Source organism: Bordetella tumulicola (assembly GCF_054779135.1).
On record NZ_BAAGYU010000006.1, the window covers coordinates 608,306 to 631,485 of the forward strand.

Genomic DNA, 23,180 nt, shown 5'->3' on the forward strand with positions numbered 1-23,180 from the left:
TCTTCGGATTTTTCGGACACAGTTCGGACACGGAAGGTGCTGATGAGGTGACCAGGAGGCCGCCACTAGCGTTCCGCTCGGACCTGGAGACCATCCCTATGCCTGTTCTGACCTACCGCGCTATCGAGGCTCACAAGCCCAAAAACAAGTCGTACAAGATCACGCTAGATCGTGGCGTGCAACTCCGTATCGCACCCGACGGCTTGCGTACCGTCCTGATCCGCTACACCGTGCGCGGCATGGAGGAAGAGCGTCAATACACGCTGCCCCGGGAGTACGGGGACGGCCCTGCCCAGATCAAGCTGGCCGACGCCTGCGCCGAGGGGCAACGCATCCGTGCTCTGGCCCGCGCCGGCATCGACTGGCCCGCCGAGGAAGAAGCCCGGCGGCGCGCCGAGGCTGAAACCCAGACACAGTCGGCGGCCTCGAACGCCCTGACGTTGGCCGAAGGCATCCGCGAGTACGTCGAGAAAAAGCGCCGGGCCAAAGATGGCTTGTCGCTCAAGGCGCGCACCAAGGCGGAATATGTGGCCATGATCGAGCCGGGCAAGGTCGCCAAGAACGGCAGAAAATTCGCCGACGGCGAACTTATGCCTCTGGCCGAGAAACTCATGCCCGAGATCACTGCGAAGGACATCTGGGACGTCTATAACAACCTGCTGAAACGGGCCAAGCGCCGGGCGGACTACGCCATGCAGGTCTTGCGCGCGGTCTTGCGCTGGCACGGAGTCAACGTTCCCAATAGCCCTCTGAGCCAGGAAACTGCAGGGCGGGACCGGATCGTGATTGCCGGGCCCCGTGGCAATCCAACACCGATTCCCGCGGAAAAGCTCGGCGCCTGGTGGCTGGCGGCCTGCGCGTCCCCGCGTCGCGTGGCGGCGAACTACTACCGCTTCCAATTGCTCACGGGCTGCCGTGGTATCGAGATCCACGGCGAGAAGAAATACGATTACGAACCGATCCTGGTGCGCGATGTGGACCTCAGGGCCGGCCGCGTGCTGCTACGAGACACCAAGAACCGGACCGACCATGTGTTGCTGCTATCGCGGCAGGCGCTGGCGATCGCCGAGGAAGCTTGCAAAGGGCGCAAGCCCGATGACCGATTGTTCCCCATCGTTGATGCCCGCAAGACGTTGGCTTGGATCAACAAGCAGGTGGGTACGACCGTGCAGGGGCATGACATGCGTGCGACCTTTACGACCGTGGCCGAAGAGCTGGTGTCCGGCGGCGTACTCAAGCGGATGATCAACCACGCCGCCAACAATGACGTGACCCTAGGCCACTATGTCGGCAAGGGTGAGGCGCAGTTGCGAGCCGGCTGGCAAACCGTCGCGGACTTCATCGAGAATACCGCTGCGGAGGAAGCGGCGCGCCGTGCCGCACCATCGGGGGGCACTTCCTTGCCCGCCGGGGAAACTAGCGCACTCCAGGAATCGGCTCTGGTCGCAGCATGACGAACGGCTTACAGGTTCAGATAGTCCCGCGCCCGGAAAGTCTCGACACGGCGACAGCACGATGAAGTGGATTCGCTATTTGCGGCAAGGCTTCATCGAGGTCGCGGGTACGCGCTACGACCTCACGCACATGCGCGGGCCCACCTTCGAGCTGGCCATCGCGGCGACCCCGCGCTACCCAGCCTTGACGCTGCGTATCGAGGTGGAATTCACCTCGCATTGCGTGTCGTTCGGCTCGAAGGAAGACGAAATCCTCGACTTCGACGTCCTGGGCCACGACCGCCGGATTCTCGACCATCGGGACATGCCACGCGTGTTCTGCTTCGACCGCTACCGCTGGTCGCAGTCCCTGCCCGAACTGATGCGCACGCTCGATGGGCACTACTGCAATTTCACCGGATACGGGAACTGGCTGGTCATTCGTGCCATCGACGACCGGGGCCAAGAGGTGGATTACGAAATCTACTTTCAGCTACGCCGGCATGGCGGGGATACCCTGCGCATGGTGGTCGAAAGCGCCTATGTCCGTGCATACGGCACGCCCGGACCAGGCGTACCCCATGAGCGCAAGGGCCGTGTACGTTTCCATGTCATGGCCGCCAAGGTGTTCCGAGGGGAACCGCTGCGCGACCCCGGCCATCACCGCCGATAGCGCCGCTGCAGGGCTGAAAAAGGCGAGGCCCCGTAGAACGGGGCCTCATATGTCGCGGGAGCTCTTGATACCAGCACGGCTGGACCCTGTTGCCAGGGGGCAGATAGACGCCTTTTCAGGCCCCGATACATCTATCTGCCAGTAGCTTACTCAATTTTGAGCAATGGGTCAACCGCCCGCTTTCCGCCACCAAATGACTCAATCGCCCGCACGAAGGGCATGCAAAACCCTGGATGTACGTAGGATAATGTTGCACCTGTAAACGATACAAGTGCCGACAGTCCCCGAACCCTACTCTTATTCTAGGCGATCCCGCATGGCTACCACTAAAAACTCTAATCCAAGCACGCCACCTCCCGTGGCCAAGCCAAGCGGCACTCGTCCACCGGGGAGAATTACGATCAAAGGCGGGGTCCCCACCTCCCACATGCCACCAGTACCGCCGAAGACAGGCGGCGGATCGGGCAAGTAACAACCGTGAGTTCCCAAAGCTCCAGCGGTGGACCTGCCACGCCGCCCCAAAATTCGTACACCCCCTCAGAGGCGGCGCAGACGCTATATAAAGCGTTCCTAGATGATGCAAAAAAGCGGCAGCTATCGAGTTCCGAGAACTTCGACAAATCCATCTTGACGTATTCGAGTGGCGGACTGGCCCTGTCGCTAGCTTTCCTCAAGGATTTCATCCCTATCCGTACAGCGACAATGCCATATCTGCTGTACGGTTCCTGGGCGCTGTTCGTGCTTTCCACGGCGCTGACTACTGTATCGTTCTTGGTCAGCTATAAGGCACAGACGCTGTCTATCCAGTACGCAGAAAAGTATTATCTGGAGGGGAATGAATGCTACTTGAACAGACAATCCTGGTGCGATCGATGCACGAAGTGGTTCAACCTCATCTCTGGAGCGGCGTTTATTTTGGCGCTGGTCTTCACCTCGATCTTTGTCGCAATTAATCTAAATAAGGCGAATGCTATGGCTGGAACAAAGAGTTTTGCTCAGGATGGATTGCCGAGCGCGATGATGCAAAAAATGACTGGTGGCTCGGCAGAAGCTCCGTTGACCAAAGGCCTGCCAGCCGGCACCATGGCGCCAGTCCCGCCGGCCGCGCAGAGCACCACGACTGCCCCCGCCGCGCCTCAAAGTACGTCGGGCAGCGGCAATACCCCGTCTGCCCAAGGCAGCCAATCGTCCAAGTAGCGCAGCTGACGATACGTGCCGCCGGAGAGCTGAGCATGGCGAAACAAGATCCCATTGCCCGCAGCATGGCGATCGTGGATAAGGCACTGCGCGCAGCCTTTCCTGACGATTTTGACAAGCGCTGCATGTACGCAGCGTTTGGGTTACGTTCGCTTTTGCAGGAAACCGGTTTGAGCCCCGAGATTGTTGGGGGAGAGTTTCTGTGCCTGGCGCTTTCTCCTGATGGTAAAAGGGCAACGCTTCAAGGATTTGGAAAACCCAACTCCCAAGAGCCCTCACACTATTGGGTAGAACTTGGAAAAACCCTGATCGACGTCGGGCCGCATTATCTTCCGCGAAATTCCAGCCATCCGTCGGTTCCGATACCGTTCGTTCGATGGTCCCTGGCTGCCCCGTTGCCGCGCTTTCTGCGCTATCGGGCAGTCATCCGTTACGACCCGCACGTCACGCTTGTTTCTGACGCGGAGATTTTGAGTAGGATGGACGATTTCCTGGCTCGCTGCCAACAGGAAAATCAGGCAGCTACCGGCGAGGTCAAATTGCCGACTTGGCAGCTCAAGGATATGGCTTCATTGCAATATGCCGCGCAGCGAGGAGACCCCTGGGCGCGGGGCACATCTATGTTTCTTCGGCACTCGGCAACGACTCAACTTCCTTTCTAGCAGCGTTTGGCTACACAGCCGGCAAGGCCGCGTGCTCCTGCGGATCAGCGCTGTCGAGGTCATCAACCACCGATCGATTTTTGAGGTGCCCTACACGACAGGGCGCGCTTTTTGGCGAAAGCGGTTCTAATATTCAATCGATGATTCAATAAACGGTGTACTATTGAATCATGAAAGAAGATCAAGCCATATCTGCCCTCGGAGCGCTAGCCCATACGCAGCGCCTACGAGCATTTCGCGCCCTCGTGGTCGCTGGGCCTGCGGGTCTGACACCTAGCGTGCTGGCGGACCAACTCGGCGTTGCGCGCAACGCGCTGTCCTTTCATTTGAAAGAGCTATCTCATGCCGGTTTGGTGACCATTGAACAACAAGGGCGCAATTTGATTTACCGAGCCGACTTCGCGCATATGAACGGCCTACTTGGCTACCTGACAGAGCACTGTTGCCAGGGCGGCGTGTGTGAACTCACCGAATCCTCCACGTGTACAACCTGCTGACCGGGGTTTCTTTTCATGACCGACAAGACGTATAACGCGCTGTTCATCTGCACTGGCAATTCCGCGCGTTCCATTCTGGCCGAGGGCTTGCTCAATGGTTTAGGCGGCGGGCGCTTCCATGCTTATTCCGCAGGTAGTCACCCAAAGGGTGCTGTGCATCCGCTCGCGCTCGCCGCGCTGGAGCGGCTGCGTCTACCGGCGACAGGCTACCGTAGCAAGAGCTGGGATGAGTTCACTCAGCCCGATGCGCCGCAGTTCGATTTCATCTTCACCGTTTGCGACAACGCGGCGGGCGAAGTTTGTCCCATCTGGCCAGGCAAGCCCATGTCCGCGCACTGGGGTGTGCCCGATCCGGCCGCCGTTGAAGGCACCGAGGAGCATCAGCTCAAGGCCTTTTTGGACACCGCGGTTGTCTTAAAGCGACGCATCGAACTTCTCCTGAATCTGCCGCTGCAACGCCTCGATGCTATGTCGCTCCAAAAAGAGCTGCATGGCATCGGCAAGCAATAAGGAGCACCTGATGACGGTACAAAGCAACGCCATCTGCCCAGTGCAGGCGATGCCGTCGATGAGCGTCTTTGAGCGCTATCTGACGGTATGGGTGCTGTTGTGCATCGTGGCCGGCATCGCGTTCGGCCAGTTCGCACCCGACGTGTTCCGGGCGATCGGCCGTATGGAATTTGCGCAGGTCAACCTCCCCGTGGGGTTGTTGATCTGGGTCATGGTCATACCGATGTTGGTCAAGGTGGACTTCGGCGCGCTTGGCCAGGTCAAGGAACACTGGCGCGGCATTGGCGTGACCTTGTTCGTTAACTGGGCGGTCAAGCCGTTTTCGATGGCCTTTCTGGCCTGGCTTTTCATACGAAATGTCTTTGCCGACTGGCTGCCGGCCGATCAACTCGACAGCTATGTTGCCGGCCTGATTCTGCTGGCAGCGGCACCTTGCACAGCGATGGTCTTCGTCTGGAGCCGCCTGACCGGCGGCGATCCTGTGTTCACGCTGTCGCAGGTGGCCTTGAACGACACCATCATGGTGTTCGCCTTCGCCCCGGTGGTTGGTCTGCTGCTGGGCATTTCTTCAATCACCGTGCCGTGGGACACTTTGCTCACGTCAGTGGTGCTGTACATCGTGATCCCGGTCGTCATTGCTCAAGCGTGGCGCCGCATATTGCTGCGCCAGGGACAAGGCGCATTTGATCGGGCCATGGAGCGCATGGGACCGTTGTCCATCGCTGCGCTGTTGCTCACCCTGGTGTTGCTGTTCGCCTTCCAGGGCCAAGCCATTCTGCAGCAACCGCTGGTGATCGCCATGCTGGCGGTGCCCATCCTGATCCAGGTGTTGTTCAATTCCGGATTGGCGTATTGGCTCAATCGCCGGGCTGGCGAAAAGCACAGCATTGCCTGCCCCTCAGCTTTGATTGGCGCATCCAACTTTTTCGAGCTGGCGGTGGCAGCCGCCATCAGCTTGTTTGGCTTTCACTCCGGCGCAGCACTCGCCACCGTGGTAGGCGTACTCATCGAGGTGCCGATCATGCTGCTGGTCGTTCAGGTGGTGAATCGCTCGCGCGGCTGGTATGAACGCACCTGACCCAAAACTATCTTTCATCCGCGAGGCCATGGCATGAACCACGTCACGATCTATCACAACCCCGACTGCGGCACATCGCGCAATACGCTGGCGCTGATTCGCAATAGCGGCGAGGAACCTGTCGTTGTCGAATACCTGAAAACGCCGCCGAGCCGTGAAACGCAGGTGGCCTTGATTGCCGCCGCCGGGCTAACGGTGCGTGAAGCGCTACGCGTCAAGGGCACGCCCTATGACGAGCTGGGGCTGAATGATTCGAAGTGGACAGATGATCAACTGATCGATTTCATGCAACAGCATCCCATCCTCATGAACCGGCCATTCGTGGTGACGCCCTTGGGCACGAAGCTTTGCCGGCCGTCGGAAGCGGTATTGGATATCCTGCCGCAACTGCAACAAGGCAGCTTCACGAAAGAGGATGGCCAGGCCGTGGTGAATGCGGGGGGGCAGCGTGTCTGAACATCGGCTCGACCTGCCCAATGTGGATGCCTCATTGTTCGAGACTCCAGATTGTGCGCGCCTGCTGGCACCGGCTCAACGATCGACCCATGCGCCGCGCATTCTGATGCTCTACGGATCCCTGCGCGAACGTTCGTACAGTCGGCTGCTGACGCGCGAAGCGGCCCGCATGTTGGAAGCATTGGGCGCCGAGGTCCGGACATTCGACCCCGCAGGTCTGCCGTTGCCAGACAGCGTTCCTGAGACCGATCCGAAGGTTCAGGAACTCCGTTCGCTCGCACAATGGGCCGAAGGCATGGTGTGGACATCGCCGGAGCGACACGGCGCAATGACGGGGATCATGAAGGCACAAATCGACTGGATTCCCCTTTCGATGGGCGCAGTGCGGCCCACTCAGGGCAAGACTCTCGCCGTGATGGAAGTCTCCGGTGGCTCGCAGTCCTTCAATGCCGTCAATCAGATGCGGATCCTTGGCCGCTGGATGCGGATGGTTACCATCCCCAACCAGTCCTCGCTGCCCAAGGCGTTCTTGGAATTCGATGACGCTGGGCGCATGAAGCCGTCCAGCTATTACGACCGCGTCGTTGACGTGATGGAAGAACTCGTCAAGTTCACGCTGCTGACGCGCGATGCCAGCGCCTATTTGGTGGATCGATATAGCGAGCGCAAGGAAAGCGCGGAGCAATTGTCCAGGCGCGTCAATCAACGGGCTATCTAACATGCGCCTTGCGAATCGCACGGGCGTGATTGCCGCACTGGGCACGACCCAGACGCTAGCGTGGGCGTCTTCATACTACCTGCCTGCCATGCTGGCCGAGCCCATGGCGCGGGACTTGGCTGTGACAACGCCCACCATTTTCGCAGCGTTCTCCTTCGCTTTGTTGATCTCCGCATTGCTGGGGCCTTACTCGGGCAGAGCCATTGACCGGTGGGGTGGAAGGCCGGTGCTGATGGCGACCAACGTGATCTTTGCTGCCGGCCTGGGTTGGCTCGGCAGTGCCGACACCCTCGTCGGACTTTTCGCGGCCTGGCTGATCTTGGGCATCGGCATGGGGAGCGGACTCTACGAAGCGGCATTCGCATCGTTGGTTCGTCTGTATGGCCACGAATCACGCAACGCGATTGCTGGCATTACACTCATCGCGGGGTTTGCCAGCACGGTGGGGTGGCCGCTATCCACTTTTCTAGAAGTGCACATAGGTTGGCGAGGCGCGTGCTATATCTGGGCCATGCTGCACCTCGTGCTGGCGTTGCCGCTGAATGCTTTGCTGCCTTCGGCCGCACTGCCTCGTAGCGAGAAGTCCGTGGCACCCATCGAGACTGTGCAGCCTGCCTCGCGCTCCAGCTCATTGCGAGCGTCGATACTGCTCGCCGTGGTGTTCGCTGTGACGTGGTTCATCAGCACGGCGATGGCGGCTCATTTGCCGCACTTATTGACAGCCGGCGGGGTGACACTTGCTGCAGCCGTCGCCGCCGGTGCGCTCGTAGGGCCGGCTCAGGTTGGCGCACGGCTGCTGGAGTTCGGTATCCTTCGCCGTGTACACCCTTTGTTTTCGGCGCGCCTGGCAAGCCTCATGCATCCGCTGGGCGCGGCAGTCTTTGCGGTACTGGGCGCGCCCGCCGCTGCGGCCTTCGTTATTTTTCATGGGGCAGGCAACGGCATTTTGACCATCGCCAAGGGTACGCTGCCATTGGCACTGTTCGGGCCACAAGGCTATGGCGAGCGACAAGGACTGTTGATGATTCCCGCTCGCATCACGCAGGCGTTGGCGCCTTGGCTCTTCGGGCTTTGCCTGAACCGGTGGGGAATCGGAGCACTGTGGTTATCCAGCGGACTGGGCCTCATTGCGTTCGCTGCACTTCTGCTTCTTCGTGGCACATCGGACGTTCGTCATACGGCAGCGATTGCCAAGGCTGGGCACTGATTGTCCTAACGGGCGCTGTTCAAACGAAAGCCAAAATGGCATCGACGTATTTCTGCGAATCACTCACCCCGTTTTAAACGAGCAGTTCGAGCGACTAATACGTCACGCCAGTTCAATTCGAGTTCTTTCTTGTCTTTACCACCAGTCAACGTCGTCTCTAGCCAGTCTGCAAAAGCCATGTCATTGCCGGGCTGCCGAAGGTTTTGGACTGGCACGAGATGCACCGTACAGAGCGATGGCGAATCAAGGTGACCGCAGGGAGTCTGGGCTGGCGGCAGCAGTGGCATTTCAGCAACCGGATCGCTAAACGCAGCCAGCAGAGACTGTATTTTGACCGTGCGTCCGTCTAGAAGATCATGCAAACACCGACACCGGTCTGAAGCAAGTATCCGGACATCGGTATATCCAGCATCATGCGCCCGGCGAAGAACCTCAAAATTATGACGGAGCGAAATCGCTGTTTCCACGACGCTCGGATGTAGCAATCCGACGAGTACGTCCTTAGCGTCTGTTCAACGTGGAAGTCACTCCCGACCAAGCTTGCGTCTTCGTGGAGCTTGGCGTGATCGATCAGCTTCAGACTATGGTGGCGCCGGCATCGGACTGATGCGCTCGGTTCGCCGTCCCTGCAAGGGCGGCGAACCTTTTATTTGGCCAGCACCTTGTGGCAGTCGTTTTGGGCGCATGGATACCTCGCTGGATCCTATGCCAAGACATGGCGCTAAACCGAGAGGTGGGTAATGTCCATAGCCCCTGTTTAGCCAGTTAGTCCGCTTGTCCGTTATGCGGCTTTTTAGACGATTCCGCTTGAAACTGAAGCAGTCAGCGCGAGCCGGTCAACGACGATGACTCGCCGCAGCGGTGCGGAATTTTAGCTATTCAGCGCTGCTGGGTGAACTTCTGGTCATTCGCATAAACATGCGCAGAGGGCGAGACGCTGAAGAAAACGTTGACCTTCCCATGTTGGAAGGCTTCATGCTATGTCGGAACATATTCGATCGTAGAATTGCATATGCTGTATTGCGGTATCTGGGCCATAAGGCTAGTAACACGCGGAAAGGTGTCCCTACCAAAGGCGGAGCGGCGGCCATCCTCCCTCGTGCTTAAGGCAAAGGTTTGTAAGATGGGGGATCTGGCAAGGTCAAAACGGCCGGGCAGATCCTTTTAACATGACGCACCCTGCATAACAGCTATCGCCATGATCTGCATTGACTCCTGATACTTAAGTAAGGCGAGCGGAGAAATTTATGCGAATACTGGTCATCGAAGACGAGCGAAAACTCGCCGACTATCTGCAAAAGGGACTTAGTCAACAGAACTACGTGGTAGATGTTGCTCGCGACGGGCAAGATGGCAGGCACGCGGCTCTTGAAGGAAACTACGATTTGGTGGTTCTTGACGTGATGCTTCCCGACATAGACGGGTTTGGCATTCTCGCTGATTTGCGTCAACGCAAAGACACGCCAGTTTTGATGCTGACTGCGAGGGACAAGGTCGAAGATAGAGTTCGCGGCTTGGAAGGTGGGGCCGATGACTATCTCGTCAAGCCCTTTGCATTTTCAGAGCTACTCGCCCGAATCCATGCGCTGCTTCGGCGCGGTCGAGTACAGGAATCCACCCTGCTAACGCTCGGCGATTTGGAGCTCGACTTGGCACGCCGCAAGGCCAGCCGTGCGGGCACACGCCTAGACCTTACGGCGAAAGAGTTCACCTTGCTCGCGCTGATGCTGCGACGCCGCGGCGAGGTGTTATCCCGAACCATGCTTGCTGAGCAAGTGTGGGACATGAACTTCGATGGCGATACAAATGTCATCGAGGTTGCTGTTCGTCGCCTACGGGCGAAAATCGATGACTCCTTCGACACGAAACTTTTGCATACCGTCCGTGGTATGGGGTATGTCCTGGAGCTACGCGATCAATGAAACGTTGGCGCATTGCTTCCATTGAGTTACGCCTCACTTTATTACTGGGCATCATTGCACTCGTGGTATCGAGTGTCGCTGGATACACGCTATTTTTGGCGCTAAAGCGAGAAGTGCAAAGCCAGGAAATGACCGAAGTGGCGGGAAAGCTTGAGCTAATCGAACACTTGGTTAGCATGCAGACAACACCGCACCGGTTGGAAGGACTACGTGAGACCTTGGACCCTATCCTCGTGGGTCACGCGAACTTGAAAGTCTGGATTCTTGGGAAAGCCGGCGAGGTTCTGTACGGGGAGGAGCGTCCGCAGTCCTTAACTGCCGTATCCGGCGATGAAGTTCTTCTTGAAACGCGTGAAGGTTGGAATATGCGCGGCTTACGCGTACGACTCGACGGTGTTGCGTTTTCCGAAGCAGAGCTGATAGTTGCCGCAGACGTAAGGCCAAGCGCGCGGTTCCTATACGTTTTTGCGACGGCATTGTTGTTCATCTGTACGGTATGGATCGGCGCCACCGTGGTCCTGTCCGCTTGGGCAGTGCGTCGCTCATTAGCACCTATTCGGCGCCTATCCGCGCAGGCAGCCTGTATTCAGCCAGATAACTTGGCCGTACGTCTCCCGGAGGCAGAAATCGACCGGGAATTGAGGGAATTCACTCACACCTTCAACAGCATGTTGAGTCGGGTGCAGACCGCCTATCAGCAGATGGAAGGATTTAATGCGGATGTAGCACACGAGCTGCGCACACCTCTGGCTACGCTGATAAATGGAACGGAGGTTGTGCTGTCATCCTCTCATTCGATGCAGGATCTACGGGATCTTTTAGGGTCCAATCTTGAGGAGCTCGGAGGTCTTAAGGCGCTGATCAACGATATGCTCTTTCTTGCGCGAGCCGACGGCGGGGAATTGGCGCGTGACCTGCAGCAAGTTCATATTGACCAGGAAGTTGCACGCGTGGTGGAGTTCTACGAAGCGCGCCTGGAAGACGCCGGGGTATCGGTACAAACCTATGGTGACAGCATTGTCGTGGCCAACCCACGTTTGTTGAGGCGTGCCATTGCAAATTTGATGTCCAACGCGATAAAGGCCACGCCCCGCGGCCAATTCATAGAGATTCACTGTGTCGCTCGGGACGACGAAGTAGAGATTCGAGTACGAAATCCTGGCACTCCTATTGCTGCCGACGCGCTGCCACGTATCTTCGATCGTTTTTACCGCACAGATGACTCCCGAAGCAGGCGCGCTGAGGGACACGGGCTGGGGCTGGCGATTGTGCGAGCCATCGCCCTGATGCACGGCGGACACGCGTTCGCAGTAGCGGACAGCCAAGGATCGGAAGTGGGCTTCACCGTAGCCACTTCCTCCAACATTACAGAAAAGTAATCTTTCCGACAGCTTGTGGTGGGGGGCTGATCACTACAGTGGAGAGTGATCGGGTAGCCCGTGCTCCCCCGGACTCTAGCCCGATCATTATTGATGGATTAGACAGCCCCATGCAGACCAAAACCTCGCGGCGCACCTTCGTCAGAACTCTTGCCGTCACCGGAGTGATGGGTGGCCTAGGCCTATGGCGTACGCCGGTTTGGGCGGTAAACGACACTCGCCTTCCCCAAGTATTGACCGGTACAGAGTTCGACCTATCTATCGAAGAGACCCCGATTAACGTCACTGGTAATGCGCGTACTGCCATGACTATCAATGGCGGGCTGCCCGGCCCTTTACTTCGATGGCGCGAAGGCGACACGATCACTCTGCGCGTTCGGAACAAGCTCAAGGAAACTACGTCGATCCATTGGCACGGCATTTTGCTTCCGGCCAATATGGACGGAGTTCCGGGGTTGAGCTTCCATGGCATCGCTCCGGATGGAATGTATGTCTATCAGTTCAAGGTGAGGCAGAACGGAACTTACTGGTATCACAGTCATTCCGGGCTTCAGGAGCAATCCGGCGTCTATGGACCGCTCGTGATCGACGCCAAAGACCCTGAACCCTTCACTTACGACCGTGATTACGTTGTCATGCTGTCCGATTGGACGGATGAGGATCCCGAAGATGTCATGAGGAAACTCAAGAAACAGTCTGACTACTACAACTTTCATAAGCGCACAGTTGGCGATTTCATCAGCGACGTGAAAACAAAGGGCTGGGCCGCGACGGTTGCGGATCGCAAGATGTGGGCCGAGATGAAGATGAATCCCACCGATCTCGCCGACGTCAGTGGCTACACCTATACCTACCTCTTGAATGGTCACGCACCTGACGGCGGGTGGACGGGCATTTTCCGACCTGGCGAGCGCATACGTTTGCGTTTCATCAACGGCTCTGCGATGAGCTATTTCGACGTACGCATCCCAGGGTTGAAATTGACGGTAGTGGCGGCTGATGGCCAATACGTCAATCCGGTTTCGGTCGATGAGTTCCGAATCGCTGTTGCGGAAACCTACGACGTTATCGTCGAGCCCGCGAGCGAGCAGGCGTACACCGTCTTTGCTCAGTCCATGGACCGTACGGGATTTGCGATGGGTACTCTGGCTGTCCGGGAAGGCTTGAAGGCACCTGTTCCTGCAATTGACCCCCGACCCCTCGTCACGATGGACGATATGGGAATGGGAGGAATGGACCATGGAAGCATGTCCGGAATGGACCAGGGCCAGATGAAGGGCATGGATCATAGCCAGATGAAGGGTATGGACTCGGGCCAGATGCAGGGCATGGATCATAGCCAGATGAAGGGTATGGACTCGGGCCAGATGCAGGGCATGGATCATAGCCAGATGAAGGGCATGGACTCGGGCCAGATGCAAGGCATGGATCATAGCCAGATGAAGGGTATGGACTCGGGCCAGATGCAGGGCATGGATCATAGCCAGATGAAGGGTATGGACGGCATGCAGTCTCATCCGGCTTCTGAGAACAACAATCCTCTCGTCGACATGCAAACAATGAGTCCCACTCCGAAGTTGGACGATCCTGGGCTCGGCTTGCGAAATAACGGGCGCCGCGTGTTGACCTATTCGGACCTTCGAAGCACGTTCGAAGACCCTGATGGGCGCGAACCCAGTCGCGCCATTGAGCTACACCTCACGGGGCACATGGAGAAGTTCGCATGGTCATTCGACGGAATTAAGTTCTCGGACTCCAAGCCCGTGCGCCTTAAATACGGAGAGAGGGTACGAATTGTTTTGGTGAACGACACCATGATGACTCACCCCATCCACCTGCATGGAATGTGGAGCGATCTTGAGGACGAAAATGGCAACTTCATGGTGCGCAAACACACTATTGACATGCCCCCCGGTTCAAAGCGTAGTTACCGTGTCACCGCCGATGCTTTAGGCCGTTGGGCATATCACTGCCATCTTCTGTTCCACATGGAAATGGGCATGTTCCGCGAAGTGCGCGTGGAAGAGTGAGGAATCGGACATGACTCTATCAATTCGTCAGAAGGCCCTGATTGCCGCAATTGCAACGATTGGGCTGGGGTTGGTGCAAACGCCGGCTGCTTTCGCCCAGTCCAGCCAAAGCGCTTCGGAAACATCAACAATGCCAGGTATGGATCACGCCACAATGCCGGGCTCGGATCGTTCGCCAGTGCCGACTATGGGGTTGCGCGCGCCGGCGGAAAGCCGGACACCTATCCCCGCACTAACGGATGCCGACCGACAAGCAGCCTTCTTGGATTCGGACGGGCATACGGTCCACGACAAGACTATCAATTCCTTCTTTCTGGTCGACCAATTGGAGTGGCAAGACGGTCGTGAAGGCGGATCTTTGAATTGGGATGTCAAGGGCTGGATAGGTGGCGATATCGACCGGTTGTGGATTCGCTCGGAAGGCGAACGCAGCAATGGCAAACTCGGTGAATCGGAGATTCAAGCACTTTGGGGGCATGCTGTAAGTCCCTGGTGGGATGTGGTCGGCGGGATTCGCCACGATTTCAAGCCGGGGTCATCGCAAAATTGGGCCGCGTTTGGCATACAAGGATTAGCGCTCTACAACTTCGAGGCAGAAGCCACTGCATTCGTCGGTGAGAATGGTCAGACCGCGGCGCGACTGAAGGGCGAGTACGACATACTCATTACGAACCGGCTTATTCTGCAGCCCACTGCAGAGATCAACTTCCATGGCAAGAACGACCGAGGGAGGAGCGTAGGCTCCGGTCTTTCAACCACGGAGGTTGGATTGAGGCTCAGATATGAAATCCGCCGCGAATTCGCGCCATACATCGGCGTGACGTGGAACCGCGCCTATGGAAACACTGCCGATTACGCACGTGCGGACGGTGAAGCCCGAAATGAAGCGCGATTTTTGGTGGGTGTTCGCATGTGGTTCTAGTGGTCGCGGACCCACCTTGTTCCTCGGCATATCCATAATTGATACCAGGGCCGATCGTGCCTGAACTTGCAAATCACATCATTAGCATTAAGGAAACATATGTCTACTTTTCGTACGTCGCTCAGCATTGCAGCCTTGGCCGGTGGGCTCTTTTTCAGTGCGTTGGCACAAGCTCATCCCAAACTCATATCGTCCGACCCGCAAGCCAATGCTGAGACAGTCTCACCAACAAAAATAGAGTTGCACTTCTCTGAGACTCTCGTCACCCAGTTCTCTGGCGCTAAGTTGGTAATGACAGGGATGCCCGGCATGACGCATTCGCCTATGTCGGTCGACGCTAATGTTTCGGGTGGCACAGACGGTAAGACTATGATCATCACCCCGGCCAAACCTCTCGTGACTGGTACTTATCGAGTCGAGTGGCGTGCCGTTTCATCGGATACTCACCCTGTAACGGGCAGTCTTTCATTCAGCGTGAAGTAGCCCAATGACCGATTGGCTCAATGTGGGGGTGCGCTTCGCGCTGTACGTCGATCTGATGCTGCTTTTCGGCTTGCCGCTCTTTGCTCTTTACAACTTCAGGCATGAGCAACGCCTGGCAAAGGAAGCACTCAGGTTTGATTCGCTTATGGTCGGACTAGCGAGTCTCGGTTTACTGCTATCCGTTTGCAGTATGGTTTTGCTTGCCAAATCGATGAGCGGCGCCTCACATTTTATTGAGCTTAAGCAGCATATATTCGGCATGATGATTACAGGCACCGATGCCGGCTTGGCGTGTGCAGTACGGATCGGGGCGCTGTTTCTCTCCATACTTTGTTTGGCACTCATGAGGCGTTGGCGGCTCGCTAGTTTGGGCTTGACCGTTGGTCTTTCGGCGATTGCCCTCGCTACGCTCGCCTGGAGCGGGCACGGTGCCATGGATGAGGGGACGCGCCGGTACGTTCATTTCACTGCTGACATTCTTCATTTGCTTGCCGCAGCGGGATGGATAGGAGCGCTGGCCGCGTTCGCGTTACTGTTACGCCCATCTAAACGTGACTCCTACAATCAGATGCGGCTGCTGAGCCACGGACTGTCAGGATTTGCGGTAATTGGAACGATCATTGTCATCATTCTTGCGATAACGGGGATCGTAAATTATTTACTCATCGTGGGTCCTACCCTCGCAGGCATCGTGTCCAGCTTTTATGGTGTGCTGCTGCTAATTAAGCTCGGTTTGTTCGCTGCAATGCTCGGACTAGCGGCCGCGAACCGCTTTCATCTAAGTCCTTTGCTGGAGCGGGCGATAGCCCACGGCGATCATGGATCAGCAGTAGCGTCCTTACGAAAAAGCTTAATTTTCGAAGCTAGCGCCGCGGTTTTGATTCTGGCGGTGGTCGCTTGGCTCGGAACTCTGAGTCCATCTGGGTCGATGTGAGCCGGCGTATTGCCGGCTCGCTTACCACACGATAACCCGGTGGATCGCATTGCGCGGTAGACGGTGTCCCGGCGGTTGCATCATCACTAACCGTTCAAAGAATTTTTGAAAGCGTGAATGACTACAATGAATACCACACATCCGCAGGCACTCCGAAGAGCGCTATTAACGGCGCTCATACTGTCTCCTATTGGGGCCTTGGCACAGACGGCAACAACAGTCGAAGTCTGGAAAACACCGGATTGCGGTTGCTGTAAAGACTGGGTCAAGTATCTTCGGAGCAACGGATTCCGCGTTGTCGCCCATGACGTTAGTGATACTTCCTCCTTCCGTCGCCGAAACGGCATCCCAGACGAGTACGGCTCGTGCCATTCTGCCCTAGTAGAAGAGTACGCACTGGAGGGGCATGTGCCTGCCAAGGAGATCAAGCGTTTGCTGCGCGAACGTCCTGTCGCGGTGGGACTTACCGTTCCGAGCATGCCGCTCGGATCGCCCGGAATGGATGGTCCCGAATATGAAGGCCGAAAATTTCCTTATGACGTTTTCCTCATCGCACGAGGAGGGAAAGCCAGCGTCTACCAAACGTATCGTTAGCCCGGCAGGCTGGGCAAGCCGGTCATGAGTAGATGTGTCGGTCATGTTCTTTCTCAGGCCATAGGGTAGGGACTGCGACTTTTCTCAGACCTTGACATTCCAAAGATGGCAAGGTTTATCGTGCGGGAACGCATCGTTTGTGGAGGCCAGTATGGAAGAAAAGCTCAAGGAATCGTCCGACGCCGCCGGTCGTCCCTATCTTGAAGGCGAAAAGCCAGCAGACCATGATTCTCAAGGTCATGCTCCGCACCAACATGCTGCCGCTATGGCCGGCCATAGCGAGCTTTGCCACGGGCACGGTACAGGCCGCCAAAGTGCGAACGCGAAAAAAACGGCTACGCCGGATGCTGAATACACTTGTCCCATGCATCCCCAAATCCGGCAGATCGGCCCAGGGAGTTGCCCGATTTGTGGAATGGCACTTGAGCCCGTAACGGCGTCTCTGAACGATGAGCAGCAAGGCCATGAACTGCACGATTTCACGCGGCGGTTCTGGGTCGGTCTGGTGCTTACCATGCCGGTGTTCGCGCTTGAAATGGGCGGGCATCTAGTCAATATTCACGGCATCATTGCACCTCAGGTGTCCAATTGGATACAACTCTTGCTTGCTACGCCTGTCGTGCTGTGGGCGGGATGGCCCTTCTTTGAGCGAGCCTGGAAATCTCTGGTCTTTCGCAGCCTGAATATGTTTACGCTCATTGCGCTGGGGACAGGTGTGGCGTGGCTCTACAGTGTTTTTGCCACCGTGGCCCCGCAGTGGTTTCCGGAAAATTTTCGGCCGCAAGGTGCTGTGGCGGTGTACTTCGAGGCGGCAGCGGTTATTACAGTGCTCGTACTGTTGGGGCAACTTCTAGAGTTACGGGCGCGCGAACGTACGTCTGGAGCCATCAAGGCGTTGTTGAATCTAGCGCCAAAAACGGCCGTCAAAGTCAATGCGGACGGCACGGACGAGACCGTCGAGCTGGACACGGTCCAGGTAGGAGAAAAGCTGCGGGTGCGACCCGGCGAGAAGGTGCCGGTCGATGGCGAGGTCATCGAGGGACGCTGCACCATCGACGAATCCATGGTCACGGGCGAACCTATTCCCGTTGCGAAGTCTCCCGGTTCACCCGTCACCGCCGGCACCTTGAACCAGACCGGTAGCTTTGTCATGCGTGCCGACCGCGTAGGCGCTGACACTCTCCTGGCGCAGATTGTGCAAATGGTGGCATCGGCGCAACGCAGCCGCGCACCGATTCAACGGCTCGCCGATCAGGTGGCCGCCTGGTTCGTACCCGTTGTCATCCTCGTCTCGCTCGTTGCCTTTGGCGCCTGGCTGCTTTGGGGGCCGGCGCCGGCTTTCTCGTACGCGCTGATTGCAATGGTTGCCGTGCTGATTATTGCGTGTCCCTGTGCATTAGGACTCGCCACCCCCATGTCTATCATGGTTGGTGTAGGACGCGCCGCGCAACACGGCGTGCTGATCCGTGATGCCGAGGTATTGGAGCAGATGCAAAAGGTGGATCTGGTCATTGTCGACAAAACTGGCACGCTAACCGAGGGACGGCCCAAGGTGACCGAGATTCAAGCAGCGAGCGCAATAGACGGAAAAACCCTCCTCCAGCTCTTGGCCAGCGTCGAGCGTGCGAGCGAACATCCCTTGGCCGCAGCCATCGTCGCAGCCGCGCAAGAGCAGAACTTGGCGCTATTGCCCGTGACGGATTTCGATTCCCCGGTGGGTAAAGGCGTAATGGGCACTGTCGAGGGACGCCGTGTGGTCTGTGGTAGCGCGAGGTTCCTGACGGAACAAGGCGTTGCCGTGCCGTCGACAGAGGCCGGCGAAGCGGTTCGCGCCAAAGGCGCCACTGTCATTCACGTGGGCATCGATGCTGCCTACGCCGGCTTCGTGGGCATCGCGGATCCGATCAAAGCCTCCACACCGCAAGCGATACAGGCGCTACACGACGCAGGCATCAAGGTCGTCATGCTTACGGGCGATAGCAAAACCACCGCGCAGGCCGTGGCGCAGCAACTGGGCATTGATGAGGCAATCGGGGAGGTCTTGCCTGAAGACAAAAGTGCAGCGGTCAAGCGCTATCAAGCGGAAGGCCGGATCGTGGCCATGGCTGGCGACGGCGTTAACGATGCGCCGGCGCTCGCCGCGGCGGACGTAGGCATCGCCATGGGAACCGGAACAGACGTTGCGATGGAAAGCGCGGGTGTGACGCTGCTCAAAGGCGATCTTATGGGCATCGTGCGGGCGCGACGCGCGTCTCAAGCAACCATGCGAAACATCAAACAGAACTTATTCTTCGCTTTTGTCTATAACGCAGCAGGCATCCCCGTCGCAGCAGGTGTTCTCTATCCGATATTCGGCATTCTTCTGTCGCCTGTGATTGCAGCGGCGGCAATGGCCCTGTCGTCCGTAAGTGTCATCGGCAATGCGTTGCGGCTTCGCACGGCTCGTATCGATTCTTAGTATGTCCGCGTCCCGAAGCTTGGAAGATCGGCGGCATGGTCATTCGGTTTAAGCGCTTGATTCTGTGGTCGAACGAAAGATCCCGCACGATGCGAAGCGAATTACTTCGCTGTGTGTCTCCCGGCCTAGCCGGGTCGCGGTCCTCCAGGTTCGCTAGCCGCTCATCCCTGATGGGACGGGCACAGCCCGCCTTGCGCATCCCTGACACCTGCGCGCTCTCGCTTGCCAACCACCTGCACCGTCTGCCGTTGTAAGAGGGGCGGCCTTGCTTTCCTTTCATGGTCTCACACCGTTCTCGCTGTCAAGGACTGCGCGAAGCGCTAGCGGCCGCAACGCGGCCGTCTTCGATCCCTGACTGCTTGCGCTGCGGCGTGAGCCCTCCGGTTCCAGGCAATTCCGCCTGATTCCGATCCGGAGGCTGTCATGGACCAATATTCCCTTTTCACCGATGTCGATCTCACGCGCACGGGAGCGCTGCTGTTGCGCGATTCGGCCGGCGAAGTACGCCCGGCTAGCCGCAAGGAAATCCTGCGAGTGGCGCGCGAACTGGTGACGATCAACGAACTGTGTGGCAAGGATTTGAGCAGTCCGACCAAGACGAAGGACTTTCTCCGGCTGCGCTTGGCTTCTCTGGAACATGAGGTCTGCGGGCTGCTCTTGCTCGATAGCCGAAACCATCTGATCACCTACCTGGAGCCGTTTCGTGGCACGCTGACGCAAGCCTCGATCTATCCACGAGAAATCGTCAAGCTGGTGATCCAGCACAACGCCGCATCGGTGATGCTGGTCCATAACCATCCGTCGGGCAATCCCGAGCCGAGCATGGCGGATCGGCACATGACGCAGATCATCAAGCAAGCCCTGGCACTGATCGATGTGCATTTGCTGGACCATTTCATCGTCGCGGGTTCCAAGATTGTCTCGATGTCCGAGCTGGGACAGATATAACCGGCGCGATGCGGGAGGCAACAGGCCTCCCTTTTTTTGCGTCATCGAATGATACGCACCAGGTTGATGACATCCCCCATTCATTGGCCGGATGCTCCGGCGAACAACTACTGGTTTTGACTCTCCGGCGTCCAGACGAAAAGCCCTGGGGTGAACGCCTGCGCGCGCCGGGTGGCGCTTGCCTGGCATGTCCGGGACGCTTATTCCGTCAAGGGCCGCGGCTGGCCCCCGTGTCCTCGCCTACGGCTGCGGGCCGCGCCATGGCCAGTCGCTTCCTCCCTTGACGGCGCGCCCCTGCCATGCCGCGTGGTGTTCATGGGACGAAGGGCCACCCCGGCCCTTCGTGCCCATGTGGGCATGCAACCCAAGGAGCAGCATCATGAACATCACCACTGTTATTTCGACCGCCACCGATACCCCCATCCAGGCAGTGGCCGACGACAAAGCCCTGCACACCACCGCGCAGCAGCAGGCGCAAGCCGTGCTGGACAAGGCACAGGCCTTCGCCCAGGAACCCGGGACCCTGCCCGATACGGCATCATTCCAAGCAGAACAAGACAGCCAGGAACCCGCCGAACTGCGATTCATTCCCCTGTCGCGGCTACGCATCTCCAAGAGCAACGTCCGCAAGACCAGCACCGTCCCGGTGGACGCGCTGGCCGAAAGCATTGTGCGCGTGGGCCTACTGCAAAACCTGATCGTCATCGCGCTGCCCGATGGTCTGTATGGCGTGGTCGGCGGCAAGCGGCGGCTGGCCGCTCTGCGCTTGCTGGCGCATCAAAAGCGGATCGGCAAAGACCAGAGCATTCCCTGCCTCGTCGTGCCCGACGGCAGCGCTGTGATCGTCAGCTTGACCGAGAACGTGCAGCGCGAAGCGATGCATCCCGCCGACCAGTTCGAGGCATTCATGGCGCTGGTGATCGAAGGGCGTCCGGTAGAGGATATCGCGGCAGATTTCAGCGTGACCCCGCTGGTGGTGTTGCGGCGCTTGAAGCTCGCCAGCGTATCACCGCGCCTGTTGGCCGACTACCGGGCAGGCAATGTCACGCTCGACCAGCTCATGGCCCTGGCAATCACGGAAGACCATAAGACGCAGGAAGCCGCGTTCTACGACGCGCCACAGCATGAGCGCGAAGCCTACGCCTTGCGTCGGCGCATCACCCACAGCGAGGTCGACGCCTCGCGCAACGTGCTGGCCCGATTCGTCGGCATAGAAGCCTACGAGGCAGTAGGCGGCGGTATCCGGCGCGACCTGTTTGCGGAGGACGGTCAGGGCGTCTACCTGACCGATGCGGGCCTACTGCATCGGCTGGCGACGGCCAAGCTCGATGCGTTCGCCGCCGATATCCGGACCGAAGGCTGGAAATGGGTCGATGCCATCCCCGCCATTGGCTATAGCGAACTGGCTGCGTTTCGGCGGGCGCAGCAGACCGAGCGCCAACTCCGTGCGCGGGAAGCCAAGCGGCTCGCCAAGCTCCAAGCCGCCCAAGCACGTATCGAGGAAGCGCTACACGCCGCCGAAGACGCCGAGGATGAAGCCGCAGCCACCAAGCTCTACGAGCAAGGCGACCGGGTGGGCGAGGCACTGGACGCGCTCTTTGCGTCCCTGCTGGTCTACACGCCTGAAACGATGGCGGCATCCGGGGCGATTGTGACGGTGGACCGCGACGGTGAACTGGCCGTGCATCGCGGACTGCTGCGCCCGGAGGACATCAAGGCGGCAGCCCAGACTGCAAAGACACCGCCCACCGAGGGTGAAGGCAACGGAAGCGAAAGTAGCAATACGGATGACAACCCCGCGCCGGGCAAAACCCTGTCGGATCGGCTGGCCCGCAACCTGAGTGCGCATCGCACGGCCGCACTGCAAGCTGAACTTGCACGCAAGCCGGACGTGGCACTCGTCGCGCTCACGCATCGGTTGGCGCTGTCGGTGTACTACCACGATAGCCGGGCCAGCCTGCTGCAACTGTCCGTTCATCCGCAAGACGGCCTCGAACGTCATGCCCCTGAACTGGCCCAGGGTAAGGCCGCAGCGGACTTCGACGCGCTGCGTTCGGTGTGGCGCGACCGTCTGCCCGCCCAGGCGGACGAACTCTTCGATGCGCTGCGACAACTCAAACGCGCCGACTTGCTGGCGCTGCTGGCGGTTTGCACCGCCAGCATGATCGATGCCGTCACCAGCAACGAGCACGACACCCGCGCCGACACGCTGGCTCGCGCCGTGGCGCTAGACATGACTGTGTACTGGAAACCCAGCGCCGAGGGGTATTTCAACCACGTTTCCAAGGCGCAGATCCTGGCCGGATTCAAGGCGTTCAAACCGGGCGAGATCAGCCGCGTGAGCGGGTACAAGAAGGCGCTGATGGCAGGAGAGGCCGGGCAACACGCCACGGCCAGCGGGTGGTTGCCTGCGATGCTGCAAACCCCGGCCTAAGCCGATAGCGCGGCTCAACGCGGTGGGGAAACCTGTCGCGTCGCCCGCCGTTCGCTGCCCTTGGATTTTGGGTAGCGGGCGGCGGGCGTTTTGCGTGGCCTATCGAGGTCCGCACAAAACGGCGCGCTGCGCCCCGGCATGGCCGGCACGCAGCGCGCAACGTCCACTCCATACCCGACTAGCGCCGTCCCGACACCGCCAAGACGGCCCAGCGAGCGCCGCGATGCGGCGGGCGCAACAACCTGGCGGAAAGGCATCGATCAGCTTGGCGGCATGGCCCATGCCGCCAAGTGCAACAGGTGCGGCACCCACCCGCCAGGCGAGCGTCGAGGCACGTCTACGCCCGAGTGCGCCGATCCAGGTTGCGAAGCGCGTCTCCTACATCGACCCTAGCGGTATTGGCACGGTGCTGGTCACAGCACGGCGAGCGTCGGGTACAGGAGACCAGAAAACCCACTTCCAGGCTACGCCAATGGCACCTCCCCGCTGCACCGATGCCCATCACCAGCCTTGCACAGATCACCAAACCCTGACATGCGCCAGCAAACCGACTTCACCCGCACCGTCACGGCATCGAGCGCGCCTGCCAGGATGCCTTGGGGCAACGTCCGTCCTATCGCGGCCTTGTTTTGTGTGAATCCTGTC

At 58.6% G+C, this 23,180-nt stretch carries 21 protein-coding genes; 20 read left to right on the plus strand and 1 reads right to left on the minus strand.

Translation table 11 applies throughout. The features are described 5' to 3' along the window. Positions 1–98: 98 nt before the first annotated feature. From ACYVDM_RS06815 to ACYVDM_RS06860, 10 genes are all read left to right on the plus strand, one after another. The gene (locus ACYVDM_RS06815) at positions 99–1,454 is read left to right on the plus strand and encodes a tyrosine-type recombinase/integrase (RefSeq protein WP_415791649.1); all 1,356 of its coding nucleotides are present in this window, start codon (positions 99–101) and stop codon (positions 1,452–1,454) included. 61 nt (positions 1,455–1,515) lie between these two features. Then, positions 1,516–2,106 carry a hypothetical protein gene (locus tag ACYVDM_RS06820; RefSeq protein WP_415791651.1) on the plus strand — a complete coding sequence of 197 codons (591 nt, stop codon included), beginning with the start codon at positions 1,516–1,518 and terminating at the stop codon, positions 2,104–2,106. A gap of 477 nt (positions 2,107–2,583) precedes the next feature. Further along, positions 2,584–3,303: a hypothetical protein gene (locus ACYVDM_RS06825; protein WP_415791653.1), complete on the plus strand. Its 720-nt coding sequence runs from the start codon at positions 2,584–2,586 to the stop codon at positions 3,301–3,303. Between the two features lie 35 nt (positions 3,304–3,338). Continuing rightward, on the plus strand, positions 3,339–3,965 hold the full coding sequence (locus ACYVDM_RS06830; RefSeq protein WP_415791655.1) for a hypothetical protein: 627 nt from the start codon (positions 3,339–3,341) through the stop codon (positions 3,963–3,965). A gap of 170 nt (positions 3,966–4,135) precedes the next feature. Continuing rightward, positions 4,136–4,462, plus strand: a complete 327-nt coding sequence (locus ACYVDM_RS06835) for an ArsR/SmtB family transcription factor (RefSeq protein ID WP_415791657.1) — start codon at positions 4,136–4,138, stop codon at positions 4,460–4,462. 15 nt (positions 4,463–4,477) lie between these two features. After that, the gene (locus tag ACYVDM_RS06840) at positions 4,478–4,972 is read left to right on the plus strand and encodes an arsenate reductase ArsC (RefSeq protein WP_415791659.1); all 495 of its coding nucleotides are present in this window, start codon (positions 4,478–4,480) and stop codon (positions 4,970–4,972) included. Between the two features lie 10 nt (positions 4,973–4,982). Further along, positions 4,983–6,050, plus strand: a complete 1,068-nt coding sequence (gene arsB, locus ACYVDM_RS06845; protein ID WP_415791661.1) for an ACR3 family arsenite efflux transporter — start codon at positions 4,983–4,985, stop codon at positions 6,048–6,050. A 33-nt stretch (positions 6,051–6,083) separates the two neighbouring features. Continuing rightward, positions 6,084–6,506: an arsenate reductase (glutaredoxin) gene (arsC, locus tag ACYVDM_RS06850; RefSeq protein WP_415791663.1), complete on the plus strand. Its 423-nt coding sequence runs from the start codon at positions 6,084–6,086 to the stop codon at positions 6,504–6,506. After that, positions 6,484–7,224 (plus strand): arsenical resistance protein ArsH, encoded by a 741-nt coding sequence (arsH, locus tag ACYVDM_RS06855; RefSeq protein WP_415791665.1) that lies wholly within the window; start codon positions 6,484–6,486, stop codon positions 7,222–7,224. The genes arsC and arsH overlap by 23 nt, the downstream gene beginning before the upstream one ends. Position 7,225: 1 nt before the next feature. Further along, positions 7,226–8,431 carry an MFS transporter gene (locus tag ACYVDM_RS06860; protein ID WP_415791667.1) on the plus strand — a complete coding sequence of 402 codons (1,206 nt, stop codon included), beginning with the start codon at positions 7,226–7,228 and terminating at the stop codon, positions 8,429–8,431. Between the two features lie 59 nt (positions 8,432–8,490). On the opposite strand, the gene ACYVDM_RS06865 is transcribed toward ACYVDM_RS06860, so the two are convergent. Then, complete coding sequence (locus ACYVDM_RS06865; RefSeq protein WP_415791669.1) at positions 8,491–8,793, minus strand: hypothetical protein; 303 nt, start codon at positions 8,791–8,793, stop codon at positions 8,491–8,493. Positions 8,794–9,678: 885 nt separating this feature from the next. Here ACYVDM_RS06865 and ACYVDM_RS06870 point away from each other — a divergent pair. The 10 genes from ACYVDM_RS06870 to ACYVDM_RS06915 all read left to right on the plus strand — a co-directional run bounded on the left by ACYVDM_RS06870 (position 9,679) and on the right by ACYVDM_RS06915 (position 22,535). Continuing rightward, positions 9,679–10,353, plus strand: a complete 675-nt coding sequence (locus ACYVDM_RS06870) for a heavy metal response regulator transcription factor (RefSeq protein WP_415791671.1) — start codon at positions 9,679–9,681, stop codon at positions 10,351–10,353. Further along, positions 10,350–11,732 (plus strand): heavy metal sensor histidine kinase, encoded by a 1,383-nt coding sequence (locus tag ACYVDM_RS06875; RefSeq protein ID WP_415791673.1) that lies wholly within the window; start codon positions 10,350–10,352, stop codon positions 11,730–11,732. Before ACYVDM_RS06870 ends, ACYVDM_RS06875 begins: the two co-directional genes overlap by 4 nt. A 110-nt stretch (positions 11,733–11,842) precedes the next feature. Further along, complete coding sequence (locus tag ACYVDM_RS06880) at positions 11,843–13,762, plus strand: copper resistance system multicopper oxidase (RefSeq protein ID WP_460475327.1); 1,920 nt, start codon at positions 11,843–11,845, stop codon at positions 13,760–13,762. A gap of 10 nt (positions 13,763–13,772) precedes the next feature. Next, positions 13,773–14,684 (plus strand): copper resistance protein B, encoded by a 912-nt coding sequence (locus ACYVDM_RS06885; protein ID WP_415791677.1) that lies wholly within the window; start codon positions 13,773–13,775, stop codon positions 14,682–14,684. A 99-nt stretch (positions 14,685–14,783) separates the two neighbouring features. Further along, on the plus strand, positions 14,784–15,167 hold the full coding sequence (copC, locus tag ACYVDM_RS06890; protein WP_415791679.1) for a copper homeostasis periplasmic binding protein CopC: 384 nt from the start codon (positions 14,784–14,786) through the stop codon (positions 15,165–15,167). A 4-nt stretch (positions 15,168–15,171) separates the two neighbouring features. After that, a complete protein-coding gene (gene copD / locus ACYVDM_RS06895; RefSeq protein WP_415791681.1) occupies positions 15,172–16,101 on the plus strand; it encodes a copper homeostasis membrane protein CopD in 930 nt (309 codons plus the stop codon). 117 nt (positions 16,102–16,218) lie between these two features. Further along, positions 16,219–16,695 (plus strand): DUF411 domain-containing protein, encoded by a 477-nt coding sequence (locus tag ACYVDM_RS06900; RefSeq protein WP_415791683.1) that lies wholly within the window; start codon positions 16,219–16,221, stop codon positions 16,693–16,695. Positions 16,696–16,960: 265 nt separating this feature from the next. Next, positions 16,961–19,153 carry a copper-transporting P-type ATPase gene (locus tag ACYVDM_RS06905; protein WP_415791941.1) on the plus strand — a complete coding sequence of 731 codons (2,193 nt, stop codon included), beginning with the start codon at positions 16,961–16,963 and terminating at the stop codon, positions 19,151–19,153. A gap of 423 nt (positions 19,154–19,576) precedes the next feature. Further along, positions 19,577–20,101 (plus strand): JAB domain-containing protein, encoded by a 525-nt coding sequence (locus tag ACYVDM_RS06910; RefSeq protein WP_415791685.1) that lies wholly within the window; start codon positions 19,577–19,579, stop codon positions 20,099–20,101. Positions 20,102–20,480: 379 nt separating this feature from the next. After that, the gene (locus ACYVDM_RS06915; protein WP_415791687.1) at positions 20,481–22,535 is read left to right on the plus strand and encodes a ParB/RepB/Spo0J family partition protein; all 2,055 of its coding nucleotides are present in this window, start codon (positions 20,481–20,483) and stop codon (positions 22,533–22,535) included. The last annotated feature ends 645 nt before the right edge of the window (positions 22,536–23,180 follow it).

Excerpts from the sequence above, each read along its gene's own strand:
- ACYVDM_RS06910 (WP_415791685.1), top strand. The coding sequence starts at position 19,577 with ATGGACCAATATTCCCTTTTCACCGATGTCGATCTCACGCGCACGGGA.
- ACYVDM_RS06875 (WP_415791673.1), top strand. The coding sequence starts at position 10,350 with ATGAAACGTTGGCGCATTGCTTCCATTGAGTTACGCCTCACTTTATTA.
- copD (WP_415791681.1), top strand. The coding sequence starts at position 15,172 with ATGACCGATTGGCTCAATGTGGGGGTGCGCTTCGCGCTGTACGTCGAT.
- ACYVDM_RS06880 (WP_460475327.1), top strand. The coding sequence starts at position 11,843 with ATGCAGACCAAAACCTCGCGGCGCACCTTCGTCAGAACTCTTGCCGTC.
- ACYVDM_RS06900 (WP_415791683.1), top strand. The coding sequence starts at position 16,219 with ATGACTACAATGAATACCACACATCCGCAGGCACTCCGAAGAGCGCTA.
- ACYVDM_RS06830 (WP_415791655.1), top strand. The coding sequence starts at position 3,339 with ATGGCGAAACAAGATCCCATTGCCCGCAGCATGGCGATCGTGGATAAG.
- ACYVDM_RS06840 (WP_415791659.1), top strand. The coding sequence starts at position 4,478 with ATGACCGACAAGACGTATAACGCGCTGTTCATCTGCACTGGCAATTCC.
- ACYVDM_RS06905 (WP_415791941.1), top strand. The coding sequence starts at position 16,961 with ATGGCCGGCCATAGCGAGCTTTGCCACGGGCACGGTACAGGCCGCCAA.
- ACYVDM_RS06835 (WP_415791657.1), top strand. The coding sequence starts at position 4,136 with ATGAAAGAAGATCAAGCCATATCTGCCCTCGGAGCGCTAGCCCATACG.
- ACYVDM_RS06915 (WP_415791687.1), top strand. The coding sequence starts at position 20,481 with ATGAACATCACCACTGTTATTTCGACCGCCACCGATACCCCCATCCAG.
- ACYVDM_RS06815 (WP_415791649.1), top strand. The coding sequence starts at position 99 with ATGCCTGTTCTGACCTACCGCGCTATCGAGGCTCACAAGCCCAAAAAC.
- arsC (WP_415791663.1), top strand. The coding sequence starts at position 6,084 with ATGAACCACGTCACGATCTATCACAACCCCGACTGCGGCACATCGCGC.
- ACYVDM_RS06860 (WP_415791667.1), top strand. The coding sequence starts at position 7,226 with ATGCGCCTTGCGAATCGCACGGGCGTGATTGCCGCACTGGGCACGACC.
- ACYVDM_RS06870 (WP_415791671.1), top strand. The coding sequence starts at position 9,679 with ATGCGAATACTGGTCATCGAAGACGAGCGAAAACTCGCCGACTATCTG.
- arsB (WP_415791661.1), top strand. The coding sequence starts at position 4,983 with ATGACGGTACAAAGCAACGCCATCTGCCCAGTGCAGGCGATGCCGTCG.
- ACYVDM_RS06885 (WP_415791677.1), top strand. The coding sequence starts at position 13,773 with ATGACTCTATCAATTCGTCAGAAGGCCCTGATTGCCGCAATTGCAACG.
- ACYVDM_RS06820 (WP_415791651.1), top strand. The coding sequence starts at position 1,516 with ATGAAGTGGATTCGCTATTTGCGGCAAGGCTTCATCGAGGTCGCGGGT.
- arsH (WP_415791665.1), top strand. The coding sequence starts at position 6,484 with ATGCGGGGGGGCAGCGTGTCTGAACATCGGCTCGACCTGCCCAATGTG.
- copC (WP_415791679.1), top strand. The coding sequence starts at position 14,784 with ATGTCTACTTTTCGTACGTCGCTCAGCATTGCAGCCTTGGCCGGTGGG.